Annotated in this window: 14 protein-coding genes; 10 read left to right on the top strand and 4 right to left on the bottom strand. The window is 41.6% G+C overall.

What is annotated here, in order from left to right; translation table 11 throughout:
• The 5 genes from ADH92_RS01475 (at position 1) to ADH92_RS01455 (ending at position 5,991) form a co-directional block, all read left to right on the top strand.
• Positions 1-855 (top strand): ParB/RepB/Spo0J family partition protein, encoded by an 855-nt coding sequence (locus tag ADH92_RS01475; protein WP_000743701.1) that lies wholly within the window; start codon positions 1-3, stop codon positions 853-855.
• A 76-nt stretch (positions 856-931) separates the two neighbouring features.
• Positions 932-1,162, top strand: coding sequence for a YdbC family protein (locus ADH92_RS01470; RefSeq protein WP_000659121.1), 231 nt, complete (start codon positions 932-934; stop codon positions 1,160-1,162).
• A 70-nt stretch (positions 1,163-1,232) separates the two neighbouring features.
• On the top strand, positions 1,233-1,424 hold the full coding sequence (locus tag ADH92_RS01465) for a hypothetical protein (protein ID WP_000503424.1): 192 nt from the start codon (positions 1,233-1,235) through the stop codon (positions 1,422-1,424).
• A 53-nt stretch (positions 1,425-1,477) separates the two neighbouring features.
• A complete protein-coding gene (locus tag ADH92_RS01460) occupies positions 1,478-4,252 on the top strand; it encodes an ATP-binding cassette domain-containing protein (RefSeq protein WP_152904294.1) in 2,775 nt (924 codons plus the stop codon).
• Entirely contained in the window at positions 4,249-5,991 is a 1,743-nt protein-coding gene (locus ADH92_RS01455) for an ABC transporter ATP-binding protein (RefSeq protein ID WP_049496339.1), read from the top strand. Before ADH92_RS01460 ends, ADH92_RS01455 begins: the two co-directional genes overlap by 4 nt.
• Positions 5,992-6,329: 338 nt before the next feature.
• On the opposite strand, the gene ADH92_RS01450 is transcribed toward ADH92_RS01455, so the two are convergent.
• Complete coding sequence (locus ADH92_RS01450; protein ID WP_023918276.1) at positions 6,330-7,070, bottom strand: amino acid ABC transporter ATP-binding protein; 741 nt, start codon at positions 7,068-7,070, stop codon at positions 6,330-6,332.
• Positions 7,070-9,253 carry an amino acid ABC transporter substrate-binding protein/permease gene (locus tag ADH92_RS01445; protein ID WP_049496334.1) on the bottom strand — a complete coding sequence of 728 codons (2,184 nt, stop codon included), beginning with the start codon at positions 9,251-9,253 and terminating at the stop codon, positions 7,070-7,072. Before ADH92_RS01445 ends, ADH92_RS01450 begins: the two co-directional genes overlap by 1 nt.
• Before the next feature lie 279 nt (positions 9,254-9,532).
• On the opposite strand from ADH92_RS01445, the gene ADH92_RS01440 reads away from it, so the two are divergent.
• Complete coding sequence (locus ADH92_RS01440) at positions 9,533-10,480, top strand: CPBP family intramembrane glutamic endopeptidase (RefSeq protein WP_049496333.1); 948 nt, start codon at positions 9,533-9,535, stop codon at positions 10,478-10,480.
• 110 nt (positions 10,481-10,590) lie between these two features.
• Here the strand turns inward: ADH92_RS01440 and ADH92_RS01435 are convergent, their stop codons facing one another.
• The gene (locus tag ADH92_RS01435) at positions 10,591-11,664 is read right to left on the bottom strand and encodes a sensor histidine kinase (RefSeq protein WP_049496329.1); all 1,074 of its coding nucleotides are present in this window, start codon (positions 11,662-11,664) and stop codon (positions 10,591-10,593) included.
• Complete coding sequence (locus tag ADH92_RS01430; protein ID WP_049496327.1) at positions 11,649-12,320, bottom strand: response regulator transcription factor; 672 nt, start codon at positions 12,318-12,320, stop codon at positions 11,649-11,651. The genes ADH92_RS01435 and ADH92_RS01430 overlap by 16 nt, the downstream gene beginning before the upstream one ends.
• 158 nt (positions 12,321-12,478) lie before the next feature.
• Here ADH92_RS01430 and ADH92_RS01425 point away from each other — a divergent pair, with 158 nt between their 5' ends.
• From ADH92_RS01425 to uvrB, 4 genes are all read left to right on the top strand, one after another.
• Positions 12,479-13,189, top strand: a complete 711-nt coding sequence (locus ADH92_RS01425; protein WP_049496324.1) for an ABC transporter ATP-binding protein — start codon at positions 12,479-12,481, stop codon at positions 13,187-13,189.
• 1 nt (position 13,190) lies between these two features.
• Positions 13,191-14,003 (top strand): hypothetical protein, encoded by an 813-nt coding sequence (locus ADH92_RS01420; protein WP_192832641.1) that lies wholly within the window; start codon positions 13,191-13,193, stop codon positions 14,001-14,003.
• Positions 13,984-14,673, top strand: a complete 690-nt coding sequence (locus tag ADH92_RS01415) for a hypothetical protein (protein ID WP_049496318.1) — start codon at positions 13,984-13,986, stop codon at positions 14,671-14,673. Before ADH92_RS01420 ends, ADH92_RS01415 begins: the two co-directional genes overlap by 20 nt.
• Positions 14,674-15,119: 446 nt before the next feature.
• The gene (gene uvrB / locus ADH92_RS01410; RefSeq protein WP_049496314.1) at positions 15,120-17,108 is read left to right on the top strand and encodes an excinuclease ABC subunit UvrB; all 1,989 of its coding nucleotides are present in this window, start codon (positions 15,120-15,122) and stop codon (positions 17,106-17,108) included.
• Positions 17,109-17,111 lie beyond the last annotated feature (3 nt).

The raw sequence follows: 17,111 nt of genomic DNA, 5'->3' as shown, positions 1-17,111 counted from the left end.
ATGAAGAAACAGGATTTTAAGGTGTTAAAGACCAAAGATTTATACCCGTTTCCCGACAATCCGTTTCATGTTGTGGAGGATGAAACGCTGTCAGAGTTAGCGGAAAGCATCAAGGAATTTGGCATTGTCACGCCGATAATCACACGCCCGAAAGAGGACGGGAACGGTTATGAAGTGATTGCGGGGCAGCGGCGTGTCCGTGCGTCCGAACTTGCAGGTATAAATACCGTGCCTGCATTTGTCCTGCCCTTAGACCGTGACCGAGCCATCATCACCCTTGTAGACAGTAATTTACAGCGTGAAAATATCCTGCCATCGGAGCGGGCGTTTGCCTACAGGATGAAATCCGAAGCCATGAAGCGGCAGGGTTTCCGCACAGACTTAACCTCGTCACAAGTTGTGACGAAGTTGCGGACGGACGACAAAGTGGCACAGGGCTTCGGCGTGGGCAGGATGACCGTCCAGCGTTTTATCCGCCTGACGGAACTGATACCGCCGATTTTGCAGATGGTGGACGAGGGGAAAATCGCCCTCACACCTGCGGTGGAACTGTCCTTTTTGAAGAAAGACGAGCAGGAAAATCTCTTTGCCACGATGGAGAGCGAAGAAGCAACGCCCTCACTCTCACAGGCACAGCGGATGAAAAGCATGAGCCAGAGCGGGCAGCTTGACATGGATATGATATTTTCCATTATGACGGAGGAAAAGGGAAACCAGAAAGAAACCTTGAAAATCAACACAAGCAAACTGAAAAAATACTTTCCGAAGGACACAACGCCGAAGCAGATGGAGGAAACCATCATCCGACTTCTGGAACGTGAGTTGCAGAGAAAACGGAGCAGGGACAGCCGCTAACCTTCTTTTTTCGGGAAGTAAATGCAGGAATTTGGAACAGAAGAAAGACAGAATTTTAAGGAGAATGAGGTAAGGAATGAAAGAAATCCAGTATGAGATTGTAAAGGAAATCGCCGTATTGTCTGCGAGTGACAGCGGCTACACAAAGGAAATCAATCTTATTTCATGGAACGGGAGAGAGCCGAAATATGACATCCGCAGCTTTTCCCCGAACCGTGAGAAGTGCGGAAAGGGTATCACGTTGAACGCTGATGAAGCAGCGGCACTCCTTGAAGCATTACAGAAAGAAGTAAACAGCGGGGATTGATGGTATCTGATTGACAGGGCGGGGCGTTTCCAGACGTTCTCCTGCCCTGTCTGGAAAGGAAGATTTAAGTATGGGCGAGGATAGGAAAACAACTGGAAGAAGAAAGCGTATTGTGCCAAAAGGGCAAGTACAAATGATTATCAGTCGAGAATATATCGGCACACAGACCGTTGCAGAAGCGTTTGTCCCGATTATCTCCGAGGATATTCGGAAGAAGATTGCCGAGGGCGACACCTTCGACAATGAGGGGCTGTCCGCTTAGAATGTACGCAATGGAACATGAAAACGTTAGGACAGATATGGAGGTTTTACAGTATGGCAGGAATAAGAACGGAGAACAAGATTTATGAAGTCGGCATTTACTGCCGCTTATCAAAGGACGATGGCACGGATAACGAGAGTGCGAGCATTGCGACACAAAAATCCATCCTCACGGATTATGTGAAAAGGCAGGGATGGCATTTAGCAAAAACGTATGTTGACGATGGCTACTCTGGAACAAATTTCCAAAGACCAAGTTTCCAGAATATGATTAAGGACATTGAAAACGGGCTGATAAACTGCGTGATTACAAAAGATTTATCCCGTCTGGGGAGGAACTATCTTGATTGTGGGTTATATCTGGAAGTCTTTTTCCCAGAGCATAACGTGAGGTATATAGCGGTCAATGACGGCGTGGACACCTTAAACAAATCCGCTATGGACATCACGCCTTTCCGCAACATCCTAAACGAAATGTATTCTGCCGATGTGTCAGTCAAGATAAAATCGGCGTACCGTGCGAGGTTTCAGCAGGGGAAATTCATGGGAACAACAGCCCCTTATGGCTATGTCAAAGACCCTGCCGACCACAACCATCTGCTGATAGATGACAAAGTTGCCCATGTGGTAAGGGAGATATTCGACCTTGCGTTAGCGGGCAACGGCATCGCCAAAATCCGCAAGCACATCAACAAACAGCATATCCTACGCCCTGCCGCTTATGCGGTGGAGCAAGGGGCAACAGGCTATGAGCGGTACTTTGAGGATAACGAGGAAAACCGTTATATTTGGAGCGAGAACAGCGTGAGGGGCATTTTAAGAAGCCCGATATATGCGGGCAACCTTGCAGGCTACAAGCGGATTGCAGCCAACATGAAAAGCAAGAAACGCCCCTCTAAGCTGCCCGAAGAATGGGAAGTGATACCAGACACCCATGAGGGGATAGTCACGCAGGAGGAATTTGACACCGTACAGCAGCTTATGACGAGCCGCAGGCGGGAGCAGAACGCAGGGGGATTTGAGAATATCTTTTCGGGCGTTATCAAGTGTGCGGACTGCGGCTATGCGATGCGGGCGGCGAGTGCCAACAGGAGGAAACGCCCCGACATCATCGACTGCGTACAATACACCTGCAATAATTATGGCAGATATGGCAATGTTATGTGTACCGCACACAGCATTGAAGCGAGGGACTTATTCAATGCCGTCCTTGCCGACATCAACCGCTTTGCGGATATGGCGGTCAATGATGAAAAGGCGGTCAGAGCCATAGAAAGGCGGCTCACGGAAACAGACCAGAGCAGGGCGAAATCATTAGAGAAAGAAAAGAAGAAGCTGAACAAACGCCTTGCGGAGCTTGACAGGCTGTTTTCCTCTCTCTATGAGGACAAGGTAATGGAGCGTATCACGGAGCGGAATTTTGAGATGATGTCGGGGAAATACCAGAAAGAGCAGCTTGAAATTGAAGCACGGCTGAAAGAGGTAACGGAAACGCTCAATGACAGCTATGAGAAATCGCAGGGCGTGAGGGACTTTCTATCCCTAATCCGCAACTATCAGGGGCTGAAAGAGTTGGACGCAACCATCATAAACGCACTCATAGACAAGATACTTGTTTCGGAACGTGAGAAACTTGCGGACGGGACAGTAAGGCAGGAAATCAAGATTTACTATAAATTCATCGGCTTTGTCGGTGAATTACATATCACACCCACAAAGCGGTGGACGGCGTTAAAGCCTAAAAATTGTACGGTGTGCGGTGTTGAATACGTCCCCAGCTCTGGAATATCAAAGTATTGTCCCGCTTGTGCTAAGAGGATACAGAGGGAGAAATCAAACGAGAGCAAACGCAGGAGTAGGGAGAGGAACCGAAGGGCATGTATTGAACTGTCCGCAAAAAATGACCGACTGATGTTGGTCGCTTTGGTCAATTATTTATTACAAATTTTAACAGAATTGATCAAGCTGGCTATGCTGGTCACGTCTTTAAATGTCAGCTATATTTCAGCCAAGCGTGTCCAAGAGATTTTTGATTTGAAGGAAGAAGACCTCCTAGAAGCTTTGCCGGAAGAAACTGCAAGAGAGCAAGAAGCGATTAGCGCAGAGAAAGTTTCTTTCACTTATCCAACGGCTTCAAGCCCAGCTCTAGAAAATATTTCCTTTGATCTGGATCATGGACAGATGTTGGGGATTATTGGTGGTACTGGTTCTGGGAAATCGACTCTGGTTCAGCTGTTAAGTCATTTATATGCCGTTAGTCAAGGCCAATTAGCCCTCTATCATCAAGGACATTCTCCTAAAACTCTTAAGGAGTGGCGGGAGTGGGTAGCTGTAGTCCCACAGAAGGCAGAGCTCTTTAGAGGAACCATTCGCTCCAATCTCTTACTAGGAATGGATGAAAGTGTGACGGAGGATGATTTGTGGTGGGCACTAGAAACAGCTCAGGCGGCTGATTTTGTGCGTGAAAAAGAAGGACAGCTGGATGAGCCGGTAGAAGCCTTTGGTCGAAATTTTTCAGGTGGCCAACGCCAGCGGTTGACCATTGCGCGTGCTCTTTTGAAAAAGGCCCCTTTCTTGATTTTGGATGATTCGACTTCTGCCTTGGATTATTTGACGGAAGCTCGTCTCTTAAAATCGATTAAAGAAGAATTGAGTGACACAAGTTTTATCTTAGTATCTCAACGAACCAATAGTCTCAAGTCTGCCGATCAGATTTTGGTCTTGAACAAGGGGCATCAAGTAGGACTGGGAAATCATGATTTCCTCTTGTCCACGAATGAGATTTATCAAGAAATTCATGAATCACAACACGGGAGGGAGGAAGCATGAGTCAAAAACGTTCTAGTTATTTAAAACGTCTGTTTAGAGATTTTGCTCACCATCCCGGGCTCCTGATTCTAGCCAGTATCGGAACCATTGCTCAAGTAGCCTTAACGGTTTGGTTACCGATCTTGATTGGACATGCGGTTGACTTGGTCATTAATCCTCAAGGGATGAAAGTCTTATGGCCCGTTTTGATCCAGATGCTTCTAATCATTGTGGCCAATACCTTGATCCAATGGATCAATCCTCTTCTCTACAATCAATTGGTCTATCGGTTTAGCCAAACCCTAAGAGAAAAAGTGATGGAAAAAGTGCATCGCTTGCCCTTGTCTTATCTGGATAAGCAAGGGAGTGGGGATTTCGTCAGTCGTTTAACAACCGATGTAGAGCAACTTAATAGCGGTCTTCTCATGGTCTTTAACCAGTTCTTTGTGGGCCTCTTAACCATTCTCGTAACCATTGTAACCATGGCAGAGCTGGATTTCTTTATGATGGTAGCGGTACTGGTCTTGACTCCTTTGTCTCTTTTGATTGCTCGTTTTATTGCCAAACGTTCTTATACGCTTTTCCAAGAGCAGACCAAGGCGCGTGGCCTGCAAACTCAGTTGATCGAAGAGTCTTTGACGCAAGAAAGTTTGATCCAGTCTTTTAACGCTCAGGATCAATTCCGTAAGTCCTTTAAGGAGACTAATGAAACCTACGCCAAGTATTCTCAATCTGCTATCTTTTATTCTTCTACTGTCAATCCTGCGACTCGCTTTGTGAATGCCTTGATTTATGCAGTGGTGGCTGGATTTGGTGCGGTTCGAATCATTTCAGGTTCTCACTTCACAGTTGGTCAATTAGTGACCTTCCTCAATTATGTCAACCAATACACCAAGCCATTTAATGATATTTCCTCTGTCTTGTCAGAACTCCAAAGTGCCCTTGCCTGCGCAGAGCGTTTATATAGCGTTTTGGATCAAGCTGAGGTCGAAGAGACAGGGCAACGGGTTCTGGAAAGTCAGAATGTCAAAGGTGCGATTGGTTTTGAACACGTCACATTTGGCTATGATTTGGGGCGGACTTTGATCAAAGATCTAACCATTCAGGTTCCAGCCGGCAGTAAGGTTGCCATTGTAGGACCTACAGGAGCTGGAAAGTCGACCTTGATTAATCTGCTCATGCGTTTCTACCCTGTTAACTCTGGAGAGATCACGATTGATGGGGTGCCAATTACGGACTACACCCGTGCTTCTTACCGCCAACAGTTTGGTATGGTTTTGCAAGAAACCTGGCTCAAGGTCGGGACCATTCATGAAAATATCGCCTTTTCTCGTCCAGATGCAAGTAGAGAAGAAGTCATCGAAGCAGCCAAAGCAGCCAATGCAGATTTCTTTATCCGGCAGTTGCCACAAGGGTACGATACCTATCTTTCAGATGCTGGAGAGTCTTTGTCTCAAGGACAACGCCAACTCTTAACGATTGCGCGGGTTTTCCTTTCAGTTCCTAAGATTTTGATCCTGGATGAGGCGACATCCTCCATCGATACTCGGACTGAGGTCTTGATTCAAGATGCCTTTAATCAGCTCATGAAGGGACGGACCAGCTTTATCATTGCTCACCGCTTGTCGACCATTCAAAATGCCGATATGATTCTTGTCATGGTGGATGGCGATATTGTTGAGCATGGCACTCATGAAGAGCTGATGCAAGCGCAAGGTGTATACTACAAGATGCAGACAGCTCAGCAACAGATTAGTTAGAATGTAGACAAACTATTTTTAAAGTAAATAAGTAAAGTGATTCTGTAAAGAAATAAATATCTACCTAATTTGTATAACGAATTAAGAGAACATTAAAACTTTCCGCCGTGAGAAAAGTGCCTGAAACAATTTAGTTTCAGGCACTCGGGAGTTTTGAAACTTTAGGTTCAAAACTAAGTCATGGAACTTCGTAGAAGTTCGCTGACGTCCGTACTCACCTAAGGAAAGTTTTTAATATGTCTTTATCTTCAATCTAAGCATTTTCAGATTTGAAAATGATTTTTTGGGTCTAAAAAACATCTAGCAAAATTGCTAGATGTTTCAGAAACTTTATCTTTTTAAACGTTTAGAACCTTATCCAAGAATTCTTTCAAGCGTGGGTGTTGGGGGTTGTCGAAGATTTGGTCTGGTTTACCGTCTTCGAGGAATTCACCGTCTGCGGTGAAGATGACGCGGTTGGCTACTTGGCGGGCAAATCCCATCTCGTGGGTAACGATGATCATGGTCATTCCTTGCTCTGCCAACTCTTTCATAACGTTCAATACATCTCCAACCATCTCAGGGTCAAGGGCAGAAGTCGGTTCGTCAAAGAGCATAATATCTGGATTCATGGCAAGTCCACGTGCGATAGCCACACGTTGTTTTTGACCACCGGAAAGACTATTTGGATTGGCATCGGCTTTATCTGCGAGTCCAACTTTTTCCAATAATTCCATCCCGACTTTTTGAGCTTCTTCACGGGTCATCAGTTTGTGCTCTACTGGCGCAAACATAATGTTTTCAAGGACGCTCATGTGAGGGAAGAGGTTGAAGTGTTGGAAAACCATCCCAATATTTTCACGGACCAAATCAACATTGGTTTTTGGATCGGTTAGATCATATCCATTAACTGTAATTTGACCTTTTGTAACTTCTTCGAGGAGATTGAGACTACGAAGGAAGGTCGATTTACCAGAACCGGATGGTCCGATAATGCAGACCACGTCCCCTTCGTAGAATTTTGCTGAGATTCCTTTTAAGACCTCATTTTCACCATAGTATTTGTGGAGGTCATGGACATCAATTTTTAATTTAGCCATTAGTTAACCTTCTTTTCTAATTTTTTTGCAAATCGTGTTAGCAAGGTGATAATCACGAGGTAGAAGACGGCAAGGATCGCATACATCTTGAAACTTTGGTAGTTTCGAGCGATGATGATCTTACCAGTTTGGAAGAGTTCTACCAATCCGATCGCAGATACGATCGTCGTATCTTTCAGGGCAATGACGAATTGGTTAACAAAGTTTGGAAGCATGAGTTTGGTTGCTTGTGGCAAGATGATCTTGCGCATGGTCTTGCCATAAGAGATCCCAAGGCTTCGGCTGGCTTCCATCTGTCCAATCGGTACAGCTTGGATCCCCCCACGGACAATTTCTGCGATATAGGCAGCAGCATTGAGAGAGAGGGCAATGGTACCTGCAACAAAGTCGTTGATTGGGGATTGATGACCTGTGACCGATTCAATCAAGTTTGGAATTCCCCAGAAGATGAAGGCGGCAAGGATCATGAGTGGGATCCCACGAATAACATCGACAAAGATTTCAGCAGTCCAGCGGAGCCATTTATAAGGGCTAACACTAAACATCCCAAAGATAACACCGATCACCATAGCAATCGCGAAAGAGAGAAGTGCAAGGGCAAGGGTTACACCCAAACCACTTAGCAATTGTTTGTAGTTGTTTTGGAGCAAGCCCCAGATTGTTGTTTCATCTACGGCTGTACTTGAAGTACTTGATTTGCTATCTGACTTAAGATATTTATCGAGAATCTTTTGGTATTGGCCATTTTTCTTCAAGTTTGCAAGACCGTTATTGAACATTTCGATCAATTCAGGATTTTCACCTTTTTTAACGGCAAATGCTAGTTGACCACTTGGAGTTCCTTCGATAGGTGTTTTGAATTTACGTCCTTGTTTAATAGCGTATTTGATGACGGATTCGTCATCCATAATCGCTGCAACCGAACCAGAATTCAAACTATCATACATAGAAGCTCCGTCAGAGAAAGTTTTGATCTTGTAGCCATATTTATTTTTATTCTTTTCAAGGAAGGTCTGCGATGCGGTTCCGTTTTTAACACCGACCGTCTTACCTTTTAAGTCATCGTAAGAATCAATCTTGCTATCCTTTTGGACTGCAAGAATAGAGTTAGCAGTATAATATGGTTCAGAAAAATCAAATGTTTCTTTCCGAGCATCGGTCACGGTCATCCCTGCGATCATTCCTTGCGCATGACCAGATTGGACATCGCTTACCGCAGCGTCAAATCCAGGGTTATCAATTTCAATGGTAAATCCTTGGTCTTTGGCAATGGCCTTGATCAAATCCATATCGATCCCTGTATACTTATTTTTCCCATTCTGGAAGACAAATGGTGCAAAAGATGAGTCACTTGAAATTACATATTTTGACTTTTTAGGCGTTGCTTTTTTTCCAGCAGGAGTAGTTGTTGTTGGAACAGCACTGTTCCCTGATGATTGGCTTTCACCTGTCCATTTCTTGATGATCTCATCAAGTGTTCCATCAGCTTTCATTTGAGCGAGGGCCTTGTTAAATTCAGTGATCAACTTTTCATGATTTCCACCTTTTTTAACACCAAAGGCAAAGCCACCGACTGCTTCCCCGTCCATATTGATAGCTAGGTCCTGACCCTTTTGGATGGCATATTGAATGACGGGTTGATCATCCATGACCGCATCCACTGCACCAGCTGTTAAACTGTTGTACATGAGATCACCCGTATCAAAAGTCTTGATCTTGTAGCCGTATTTGTCCTTGTTTTTATCGAGGAAGCGTTGAGCTGCAGTACCGTTTTTGACACCGACGGTCTTCCCTTTTAATTGGCTGTACTTCGTGATTTTGTCAGCTTTCTTCGTCGCAATGACAACTTTTGTATCGTAGTAAGTATCAGACATGGTGAAGACTTTTTCACGTTCAGTTGTTTTGGTCATTCCGGCCATAATGGCATCTGCTTGACCAGCTTGGACAGCATTGACTGCAGCATCAAATCCAGGGAAGGATTTATCTAAATCCCAGCCATTGATTTCAGCGACCTTGTCCAAGATTTCTACGTCAATTCCTTTATAGGTTTGATCTGAATCTTTAAATTCAAATGGTGCATAAGCTGTGTCGAAAACGACCTTGATCGTCTCAGCATGAGCATGACCAGCGAATGCTACCAGTGGAAATAAGAAAAGCAAATAGGCTAGTAATTTTTTCTTCATTTCTGTCTCCTTTTTCTTCATTTCTCTTTGGGTGTTTGACCCATGAGTGCATTGACCTATGAGTGCATTGACCAAAGGATGGCCTGAAAAAACAAAACATTCATACCAAATAGAGTATGAATGATCTTATGTTTTTCTATAAAAGCTATTATATCAGAAAAGTATCAGTTTAGCAAGAAAAATCAACTTTTGATGTCAGATTTTCTGACATGAGGTGGTGTTGCAGGTCTGGATTTTCTTTGCTACAATGGACCTATTCAGATAAATGGAGGTTACTAGATGAAGAAAGGGTTGATCATTCAAGGTATCAAAACGAAAACTTCTGTGTCAGTTTTCGTTTCTACACTATTCTACGTGTTTTTAGCTTCCTTCTTTATAGAAGGGGGACTATGGCTCAGTAGTGAATTGGTGGGACCATTTTCGACTGCAATAGGTTATCTAACCGAGTTTTTCTCACCAGGAAATGGGGTTGCAAGTATTCAAGAGTTTTTCTTCCATTATATTCTCTATTATGAGCTCTTCAGTTTTGTATTTATTCTCTTACTCTTTATTTTTTGGGTGAAAGTAATAGAGAAGAATTCCTTATCAAGCTTAGGTTTTGTAAAAAGAAATTGGCTCAAGTATCTAGCTTGGGGGATCTTGCTTTCTCTGCTTCAAATGGGTGTGATTGCCCTTGTCTACCAAGTGTGTGGAATCGGAACTTTTGAGCTTAATGAATTAAGTTTAGAACCCATCCTCTTTATTCTAGGTTTATTCCCATTTTGGCTCCTTCAAGGAGGGACTGAAGAAGTAGCGACGCGGGGTTGGCTCCTGACTCGGATTGCTGCAAGAACCAATCTTCCCTTAGCAATCGGGATTTCTAGTAGTCTCTTTGGCATTCTTCATCTGGGAAATTCAGGAGTGACCTTCATATCTCTACTGAATATTGTCCTTGATGGGGTGCTAGCTGGTCTGCTCCTTATCTACACCGATAGTATTTGGCTAGTGGTCGCTCAGCACGGGACCTGGAACTATGTACAAGGAAATCTCCTTGGTTTTCAAGTCAGTGGGACGGGCGCAGATGCCTCTATCTTCAGCTTTACCATGGGGTCAGGACCTGACTGGTTGACTGGAGGGGAATTTGGAGCAGAAGGATCGATCATCACAACTCTGGTTCTTCTAGTATCCGTCGTGATTGTTTATCGCTTAGGGGAAAGAAGAGAAAAAGTTGTTCATGAAAAAGTGTGAAATGGCTGATAGGAAATAATGATAAATACGAAGACAGGCAAAAGTGCCGGTCTTTTTTATAAATTATAAATGAAAGAAAGCCGAACACATATTGATGAGTTCGGCTTGTTTTATATAATAGGAATAATTAGCTTGACTTGTGCACCATTATGAATATTTTCTAAATGCATCGTTCCATTATGAAGTTTCATGACGCGTTTTACGAAAGATAAACCAAGTCCATAGTGACTTTCTTGAGAGGGTGTTCTTGCTTGGTCATCTTTATAGAAAAGATTTCCAGCATTCTGTAATATATTTTTTGAAAAATTAGATTGGTTATTCCATATAGTTAGAACTAATTGACTATTTTCTTGTGAAATTGTTAGCTGGATTTGTGCATCATTTTCTTTTTGATGTTGTATTGAATTATTAATGATATTTGTGATTGCTCGGAAAAATAGATTGGAATGAATTGCAATTTGTGTTGATGGAGTTACTGTGTTTGTAAAAACAAATTGTGTATTTTTAGGGAGTAAAGGTGAGATATGTTCCTGTAATTGATAAGTTACTTGTTTAATTGATATGTTTTCAAGTTGAATATCATGGTCGTAAAAGGTTTTGGAGTATTGGATGAAGTGGTTAAAATAATCGTTTAATTGAATACTAGCTTGCTCAAGATCTTTTAGACATTCCATTACTTGAGGTGTTTGTTTGGTAGATTGTAAGAATTCAGCATTTCCTCTGATGACAGTTAGAGGAGTTCGAAGATCATGTGCAGCGCTAGATACTTGAAACATGAGTTCTTTTTTTTGATCTTTTTCATGTTCAATCCTATTTTTTATATCAGATTGCATTTTTTCGATCAGTTCATTTGTTTCAATAAATTCTTTAATCTGCAAATGGTGATGTTCATTTTTTGTGAAATATAGACCACTATGATAAACCATGTTCATTTCTTTTTGAATCTTGGTTAATAACTGTCTAATATTTATTACAATGATAACAATTAAAATGATGCAAAGATAAATCCAAGAACTGACGCTAAAAAATAAAGCAAAGCGATTGGCATTTTTCTCATTGATTCCAGATACAGAAGATAGAAGAGCGGGGAGTATGTAAAAAAGTATAAGACATAGAAGAAATTGCCAAATGATTTTAAGGTAGGTACGCTTAATGAGTTGCTTGATCGTCAATTCTTTTTCCATTTGTATCCTCCTCCCCATACTGTTTTGATTGGATCAATTTGATGAGTTTTAAATTTTTGTCTAATTTGATAGATGTATTCGGTGATTGACCGTAGTTGAGCATCAGAGCTTACAGGATAAAGATAATTGTAAAGTTCTTCTATGCTAAATATTCGGTTTTCATTTTTGGCTAAAAGATAAAGTAAATCAAACTCTCGCTTAGTTAGTGATATTCTCTTTGATTGATAATAAATTTCTTGACGATCTCGATAAAAAGTAATATCTGAATTCATTTCTTCTTTAGAGGCAGGGTGAGATCTTTCTTCTCTCCGAAGATGCATTTGAATTCTTGCAATCAATTCTTTAATGCTGAATGGTTTTGTAATGTAATCATCGGCTCCGGCTTGTATTCCTTTTAGTAAATCTTCTTCAAAATCTTTAGCGGTTAGAAATAAGATTGGAGTAGCAATTTGTGGACGAATGGAACGACAAATATCTAAACCAGAAATAGGCATCATGACGTCAAGTAAAATTAGATCAAATCCAGTAAAGTCACAGATATTGATCTCCTCTATATTTTTACGAGTTTCCACGTGAAAGTTGTTTGCTTCTAATGCATTCCCTATTAATCGTAAGATTTTTTCATCATCGTCAATGGCTAAAATTTTATACTTCATAGTTCCTCCAATTATATGAGCATATTATAGCAAATATAGAATGTAATTTGTTGAAAATAAAAAAAATAATTATTCTGAGAATTTCCTGATTTTCTCCTGTTATACTTGCTCCAAGTGAAGGTGGAATTTCACTAAAAGTCAGAAGGGAAAAAGAATGAATGATAACAATTCAAAAGCTACATAAGGAATATAATAATAAAATTGTCCTTCAAAACGTGTCTTTCAAAGCTAAGAAAGGTGAGATTACTGGATTGATTGGACCGAATGGATCTGGAAAATCAACTTTAATCAGAATTTTACTTGGCTTAGAAAATAGTCAAATGGGAATGGCATTGATCAATGGCAAAAAATACTCTCAATTGGGAGATAATCCTTTTTGTATTGTTGGATCGTTCCTTGACAGTTGCCAACCTTACCCAACCAGAACAGGATTTCAGCATCTTCGGTGGATTGGGTTGGCTTGTGGGGTTGATAGAAATAGGTGCAAGGAATGTTTAGAGTTGGTGGGGTTAAGTGAAGCTAAAAATAAAAAGGTAAAAGACTATTCATTAGGAATGAAGCAACGTCTTGGGTTAGCAACAGCCTTATTAGCAAATCCTGACATCTTAATTTTAGATGAACCAATCAATGGACTAGATCCAGAAGGAATTCGCTGGGTACGTAATTTTTTACAATCTTTTGTCAATGAAGGTAAAACTGTCTTAATGACAAGTCATTATATGAGTGAGTTAGAATTAACTGTAGATCATTTGGTTGGTATTTCTAATGGCAAAATTGTTATTGATGCTCCTACAAAAGATATTTTGAAACAGTTTGGCTCTTTTGAGGAAGCATATTTTAAAGCACTCGAAGGGAAAGAAGGTGAATAATTTGTTGAAGCGTTCCTTTTTTAGTGACCTTTATAAATATAGTAGTTTACCTACTTTTAAAGTTACTTTTTTTCTTATTTTGGGAGTTAGCATATTTTTTTCAATTCAAAATATCCAGGTGATAAATGCCTTAGTAGAAGGAAATAGACAAGCGGTTAACCTTGATCCATCTATGTTATCATCGAATCCAGTGTATACAGTCAGGGATGCTCTCTTATCTTCACCCTACCAAGCAAGTGTTATTTTCTTGCCAATTCTTGTTTCACTTGTTTATTCAACCCATTATCAATTTGGTGATGATTATTTTAGCCAGTTATTGATTCCTAACTGGAAAGTTCGTCTTACTGGGTTTATTGCAAGTTCGATTGTCCTATCGTTACTTTCTACTTTAATATTTTCTATAGTAAACGCTGTTATTTTATTCGTTTTTCTAGATTCAACTCTAAAGAATTTATTAGAATTGACATTGTTTTTAGATGTCACGGTAAGAGTTATGATATTTGCAATCGTTCTTACTTTATTAGCTTTACTTTTCGTAATCATAACGAAAAAATCAATGACTGCATTAATTGCAGACGTTTTATTATTGGTAATCACCTTATCAGGTATTCTAAGAGGAATTTCCTCTAAAATAGAAAAACTATTGCCTTTGATTGGAGCAAAGTCATTTGCATTTGGTCGAATTGAAGGGACTCAAACGAGCCAATTGTACGGCTTTACACTTTTAGTAGTAGAAGGGATCTTGTTCTTGGTGTTCATAATGGTTGTAGAAATGATTCGAATGAGGAGGAAGAATGGCAAGAATATTATTTAGTCTTATCGTCAAAAAATATAGTTTAAAACCCGTAAAGTACCAGATAGCTATACAGTCACTTTTGATAGGTTTTGTGTGTCTCTTCGGTGTGTTACCAGTTTCAATCAATGATACTGTTGTACAATTATCTATAAAGCAAGCTCTTGTTTTTGCCTCAATGCTCTCTGTTAGTATAGGGTGTGTTAATGCATTTGTTGAGTTACAATCACACGAAACAAAACTAGTTTATTTGGTAAGTGGAAAAAGGATCTTAAGTTCAATTAGGATCCTGTTCGTAGAGTTATGTGATGTAGTACTACAATCAACCTTGTATTTCATTGTATTGCTTATATGGTTTCATTTTTTTAGTAGCGAAAATGGTGTCAGTTTAGAAATTTTCAGCTTCTATTTGATTGGCTCCATCCAATACTTTTTGATTTCTTACTTTTTAAGTTATTTTTTCAAAAGTCCAATGGGGAGTTTAGCTATTTTATTGCTATTTCCTATTTTAGTACAACCATTCATAGAAAGAGTAGTGGAACCATTGACTAGTTACCTATTTTATAATATTATTGCAGATACAATATTAGGGAGAGCTTCCTATTTGCAACTCTGTACTTACATTATTGGATTTGTATGTTCACTTGGAGCAACTCTCTACTTCTTGGTAAGGAATCAAGAAGTTAAGTAGTAAATAAAAATGATACTGATGAGCAAACTTTTCTAATTTTGGGAGAGTGGGACAGAAATCGGTAATTCGTTAGAATTCGATTTCGTCGTCCCACCTCCGCACAGTTGAGTAGGGCTGTAAAAGCTGATGAAATCAGCGTAGTAGAGCCCACTCAACCCCTGCATCTTGTTCGACAATCCAAAAACAATTAAGAGGCTATGACTTTTGTCCCAGCCTCTTGTTACGTATTGCATGGTTTTAGAATAAAAGACAAGACTTTCGAAGTAATTGCGAGAGTCTTGTTTAGTTTTTATGCTAATGCGTGTCCAATTAATTAGATTGTAATTCGCTCATGTACCAATTTAATGGATCGTTCTGTAACATGTTGTCTTCTCTCTTCATTCCTCATATCAGAGAATTCTAATGATTTATGGTAAAATAAGGTCTATATATGTGAGGACAAAGAGATGATTAATCGAGTAACAGACAACAAATTTAAACTAGTATCCAAATACCAACCGTCTGGGGATCAACCGCAGGCCATTGAACAGTTGGTGGATAACATCGAAGGTGGCGAAAAGGCCCAAATCTTGATGGGGGCAACTGGTACGGGGAAGACCTATACTATGAGCCAGGTCATTGCCCAGGTCAATAAGCCGACCCTGGTCATCGCCCACAATAAAACCCTAGCGGGCCAGCTCTATGGGGAGTTCAAGGAATTTTTCCCTGAAAATGCGGTCGAGTACTTCGTATCTTACTACGATTACTACCAGCCTGAAGCCTATGTGCCATCGAGTGATACCTATATCGAAAAAGATAGCTCGGTCAATGATGAGATTGACAAGCTTCGTCATTCAGCAACCTCAGCCCTCTTAGAGCGCAATGACGTCATTGTAGTCGCGTCTGTTTCATGTATCTATGGGTTGGGTTCGCCTAAGGAATATTCCGACAGTGTGGTCAGCCTGCGTCCAGGTTTGGAGATTTCTCGTGATCGTTTGCTCAATGACTTGGTGGATATCCAGTTTGAACGCAATGATATCGACTTTCAACGGGGGAAATTCCGTGTCCGTGGGGATGTGGTCGAGATTTTCCCAGCTTCGCGTGATGAGCATGCCTTTCGAGTTGAGTTTTTCGGAGATGAGATTGAGCGGATTCGTGAGATTGAAGCTTTGACGGGCCAAGTTCTAGGAGATGTGGACCACTTAGCGATTTTCCCAGCCACTCACTTCGTGACCAATGACGACCATATGGAAGTGGCCATTGCCAAGATTCAAGCTGAGCTGGAAGAACAGTTAGCTATCTTTGAGAAGGAAGGAAAACTGCTGGAAGCTCAACGCTTGAAACAACGGACCGAGTACGATATTGAAATGTTGCGAGAGATGGGCTACACCAATGGTGTCGAAAACTACTCACGTCATATGGATGGCCGGAGTGAAGGAGAGCCACCGTACACCCTTTTGGACTTCTTCCCTGAAGATTTTCTCATCATGATCGATGAAAGTCATATGACCATGGGCCAAATCAAGGGCATGTACAATGGAGACCGCTCGCGCAAGGAAATGCTGGTCAACTATGGCTTCCGTTTGCCGTCTGCCTTGGACAACCGGCCACTGCGTCGTGAAGAGTTTGAAAGCCATGTCCACCAGATTGTCTATGTGTCAGCGACACCAGGTGACTATGAGATGGAACAAACGGATACCGTCATCGAGCAAATCATCCGTCCGACAGGTCTTCTAGATCCCGAGGTGGAAGTGCGTCCGACCATGGGACAAATGGACGATCTCTTGGGTGAGATCAATGCGCGTGTAGAACGTGGAGAGCGGACTTTTGTCACCACTCTGACCAAGAAGATGGCAGAAGACTTGACCGATTACTTCAAGGAAATGGGGGTCAAGGTCAAATACATGCACTCGGACATTAAGACCTTGGAGCGGACAGAAATCATCCGTGATTTGCGTTTGGGCGTTTTTGATGTCTTGGTCGGGATCAACCTTCTTCGGGAAGGGATTGACGTACCAGAAGTGAGTCTAGTAGCCATTCTCGATGCGGATAAGGAAGGATTCCTCCGTAACGAACGTGGCCTCATTCAGACCATCGGTCGTGCTGCCCGTAATAGTGAGGGGCACGTGATCATGTATGCGGACACCATGACCCAATCTATGCAAAAGGCCATCGATGAAACAGCCCGTCGTCGGAAAATCCAGATGGCTTATAATGAAGAGCATGGTATTGTTCCACAAACCATCAAGAAGGAAATCCGTGACCTCATCTCTGTCACCAAGGCGGTGGCCAAAGAAGAGGACAAGGAAGTGGATATCACCAGTCTCAACCGCCAAGAGCGCAAGGAACTGGTCAAGAAACTGCAAGGCCAAATGCAAGAAGCTGTCGAAGTGCTTGACTTTGAGTTGGCAGCGCAAATCCGCGATATGATGTTGGAAGTCAAGGCCTTGGATTAGATA

The organism is Streptococcus parasanguinis, assembly GCF_001073155.1.
Lineage (GTDB): Bacteria > Bacillota > Bacilli > Lactobacillales > Streptococcaceae > Streptococcus > Streptococcus parasanguinis_D.
This window is presented reverse-complemented; position numbering and strand designations above follow the sequence as displayed.

What these genes read in the sequence shown, in the direction of transcription:
- ADH92_RS01475 (WP_000743701.1), top strand. Translation starts at nt 1, where the DNA reads ATGAAGAAACAGGATTTTAAGGTGTTAAAGACCAAAGATTTATACCCG.
- ADH92_RS01470 (WP_000659121.1), top strand. Translation starts at nt 932, where the DNA reads ATGAAAGAAATCCAGTATGAGATTGTAAAGGAAATCGCCGTATTGTCT.
- ADH92_RS01465 (WP_000503424.1), top strand. Translation starts at nt 1,233, where the DNA reads ATGGGCGAGGATAGGAAAACAACTGGAAGAAGAAAGCGTATTGTGCCA.
- ADH92_RS01460 (WP_152904294.1), top strand. Translation starts at nt 1,478, where the DNA reads ATGGCAGGAATAAGAACGGAGAACAAGATTTATGAAGTCGGCATTTAC.
- ADH92_RS01455 (WP_049496339.1), top strand. Translation starts at nt 4,249, where the DNA reads ATGAGTCAAAAACGTTCTAGTTATTTAAAACGTCTGTTTAGAGATTTT.
- ADH92_RS01450 (WP_023918276.1), bottom strand. Translation starts at nt 7,070, where the DNA reads ATGGCTAAATTAAAAATTGATGTCCATGACCTCCACAAATACTATGGT.
- ADH92_RS01445 (WP_049496334.1), bottom strand. Translation starts at nt 9,253, where the DNA reads ATGAAGAAAAAATTACTAGCCTATTTGCTTTTCTTATTTCCACTGGTA.
- ADH92_RS01440 (WP_049496333.1), top strand. Translation starts at nt 9,533, where the DNA reads ATGAAGAAAGGGTTGATCATTCAAGGTATCAAAACGAAAACTTCTGTG.
- ADH92_RS01435 (WP_049496329.1), bottom strand. Translation starts at nt 11,664, where the DNA reads ATGGAAAAAGAATTGACGATCAAGCAACTCATTAAGCGTACCTACCTT.
- ADH92_RS01430 (WP_049496327.1), bottom strand. Translation starts at nt 12,320, where the DNA reads ATGAAGTATAAAATTTTAGCCATTGACGATGATGAAAAAATCTTACGA.
- ADH92_RS01425 (WP_049496324.1), top strand. Translation starts at nt 12,479, where the DNA reads ATGATAACAATTCAAAAGCTACATAAGGAATATAATAATAAAATTGTC.
- ADH92_RS01415 (WP_049496318.1), top strand. Translation starts at nt 13,984, where the DNA reads ATGGCAAGAATATTATTTAGTCTTATCGTCAAAAAATATAGTTTAAAA.
- uvrB (WP_049496314.1), top strand. Translation starts at nt 15,120, where the DNA reads ATGATTAATCGAGTAACAGACAACAAATTTAAACTAGTATCCAAATAC.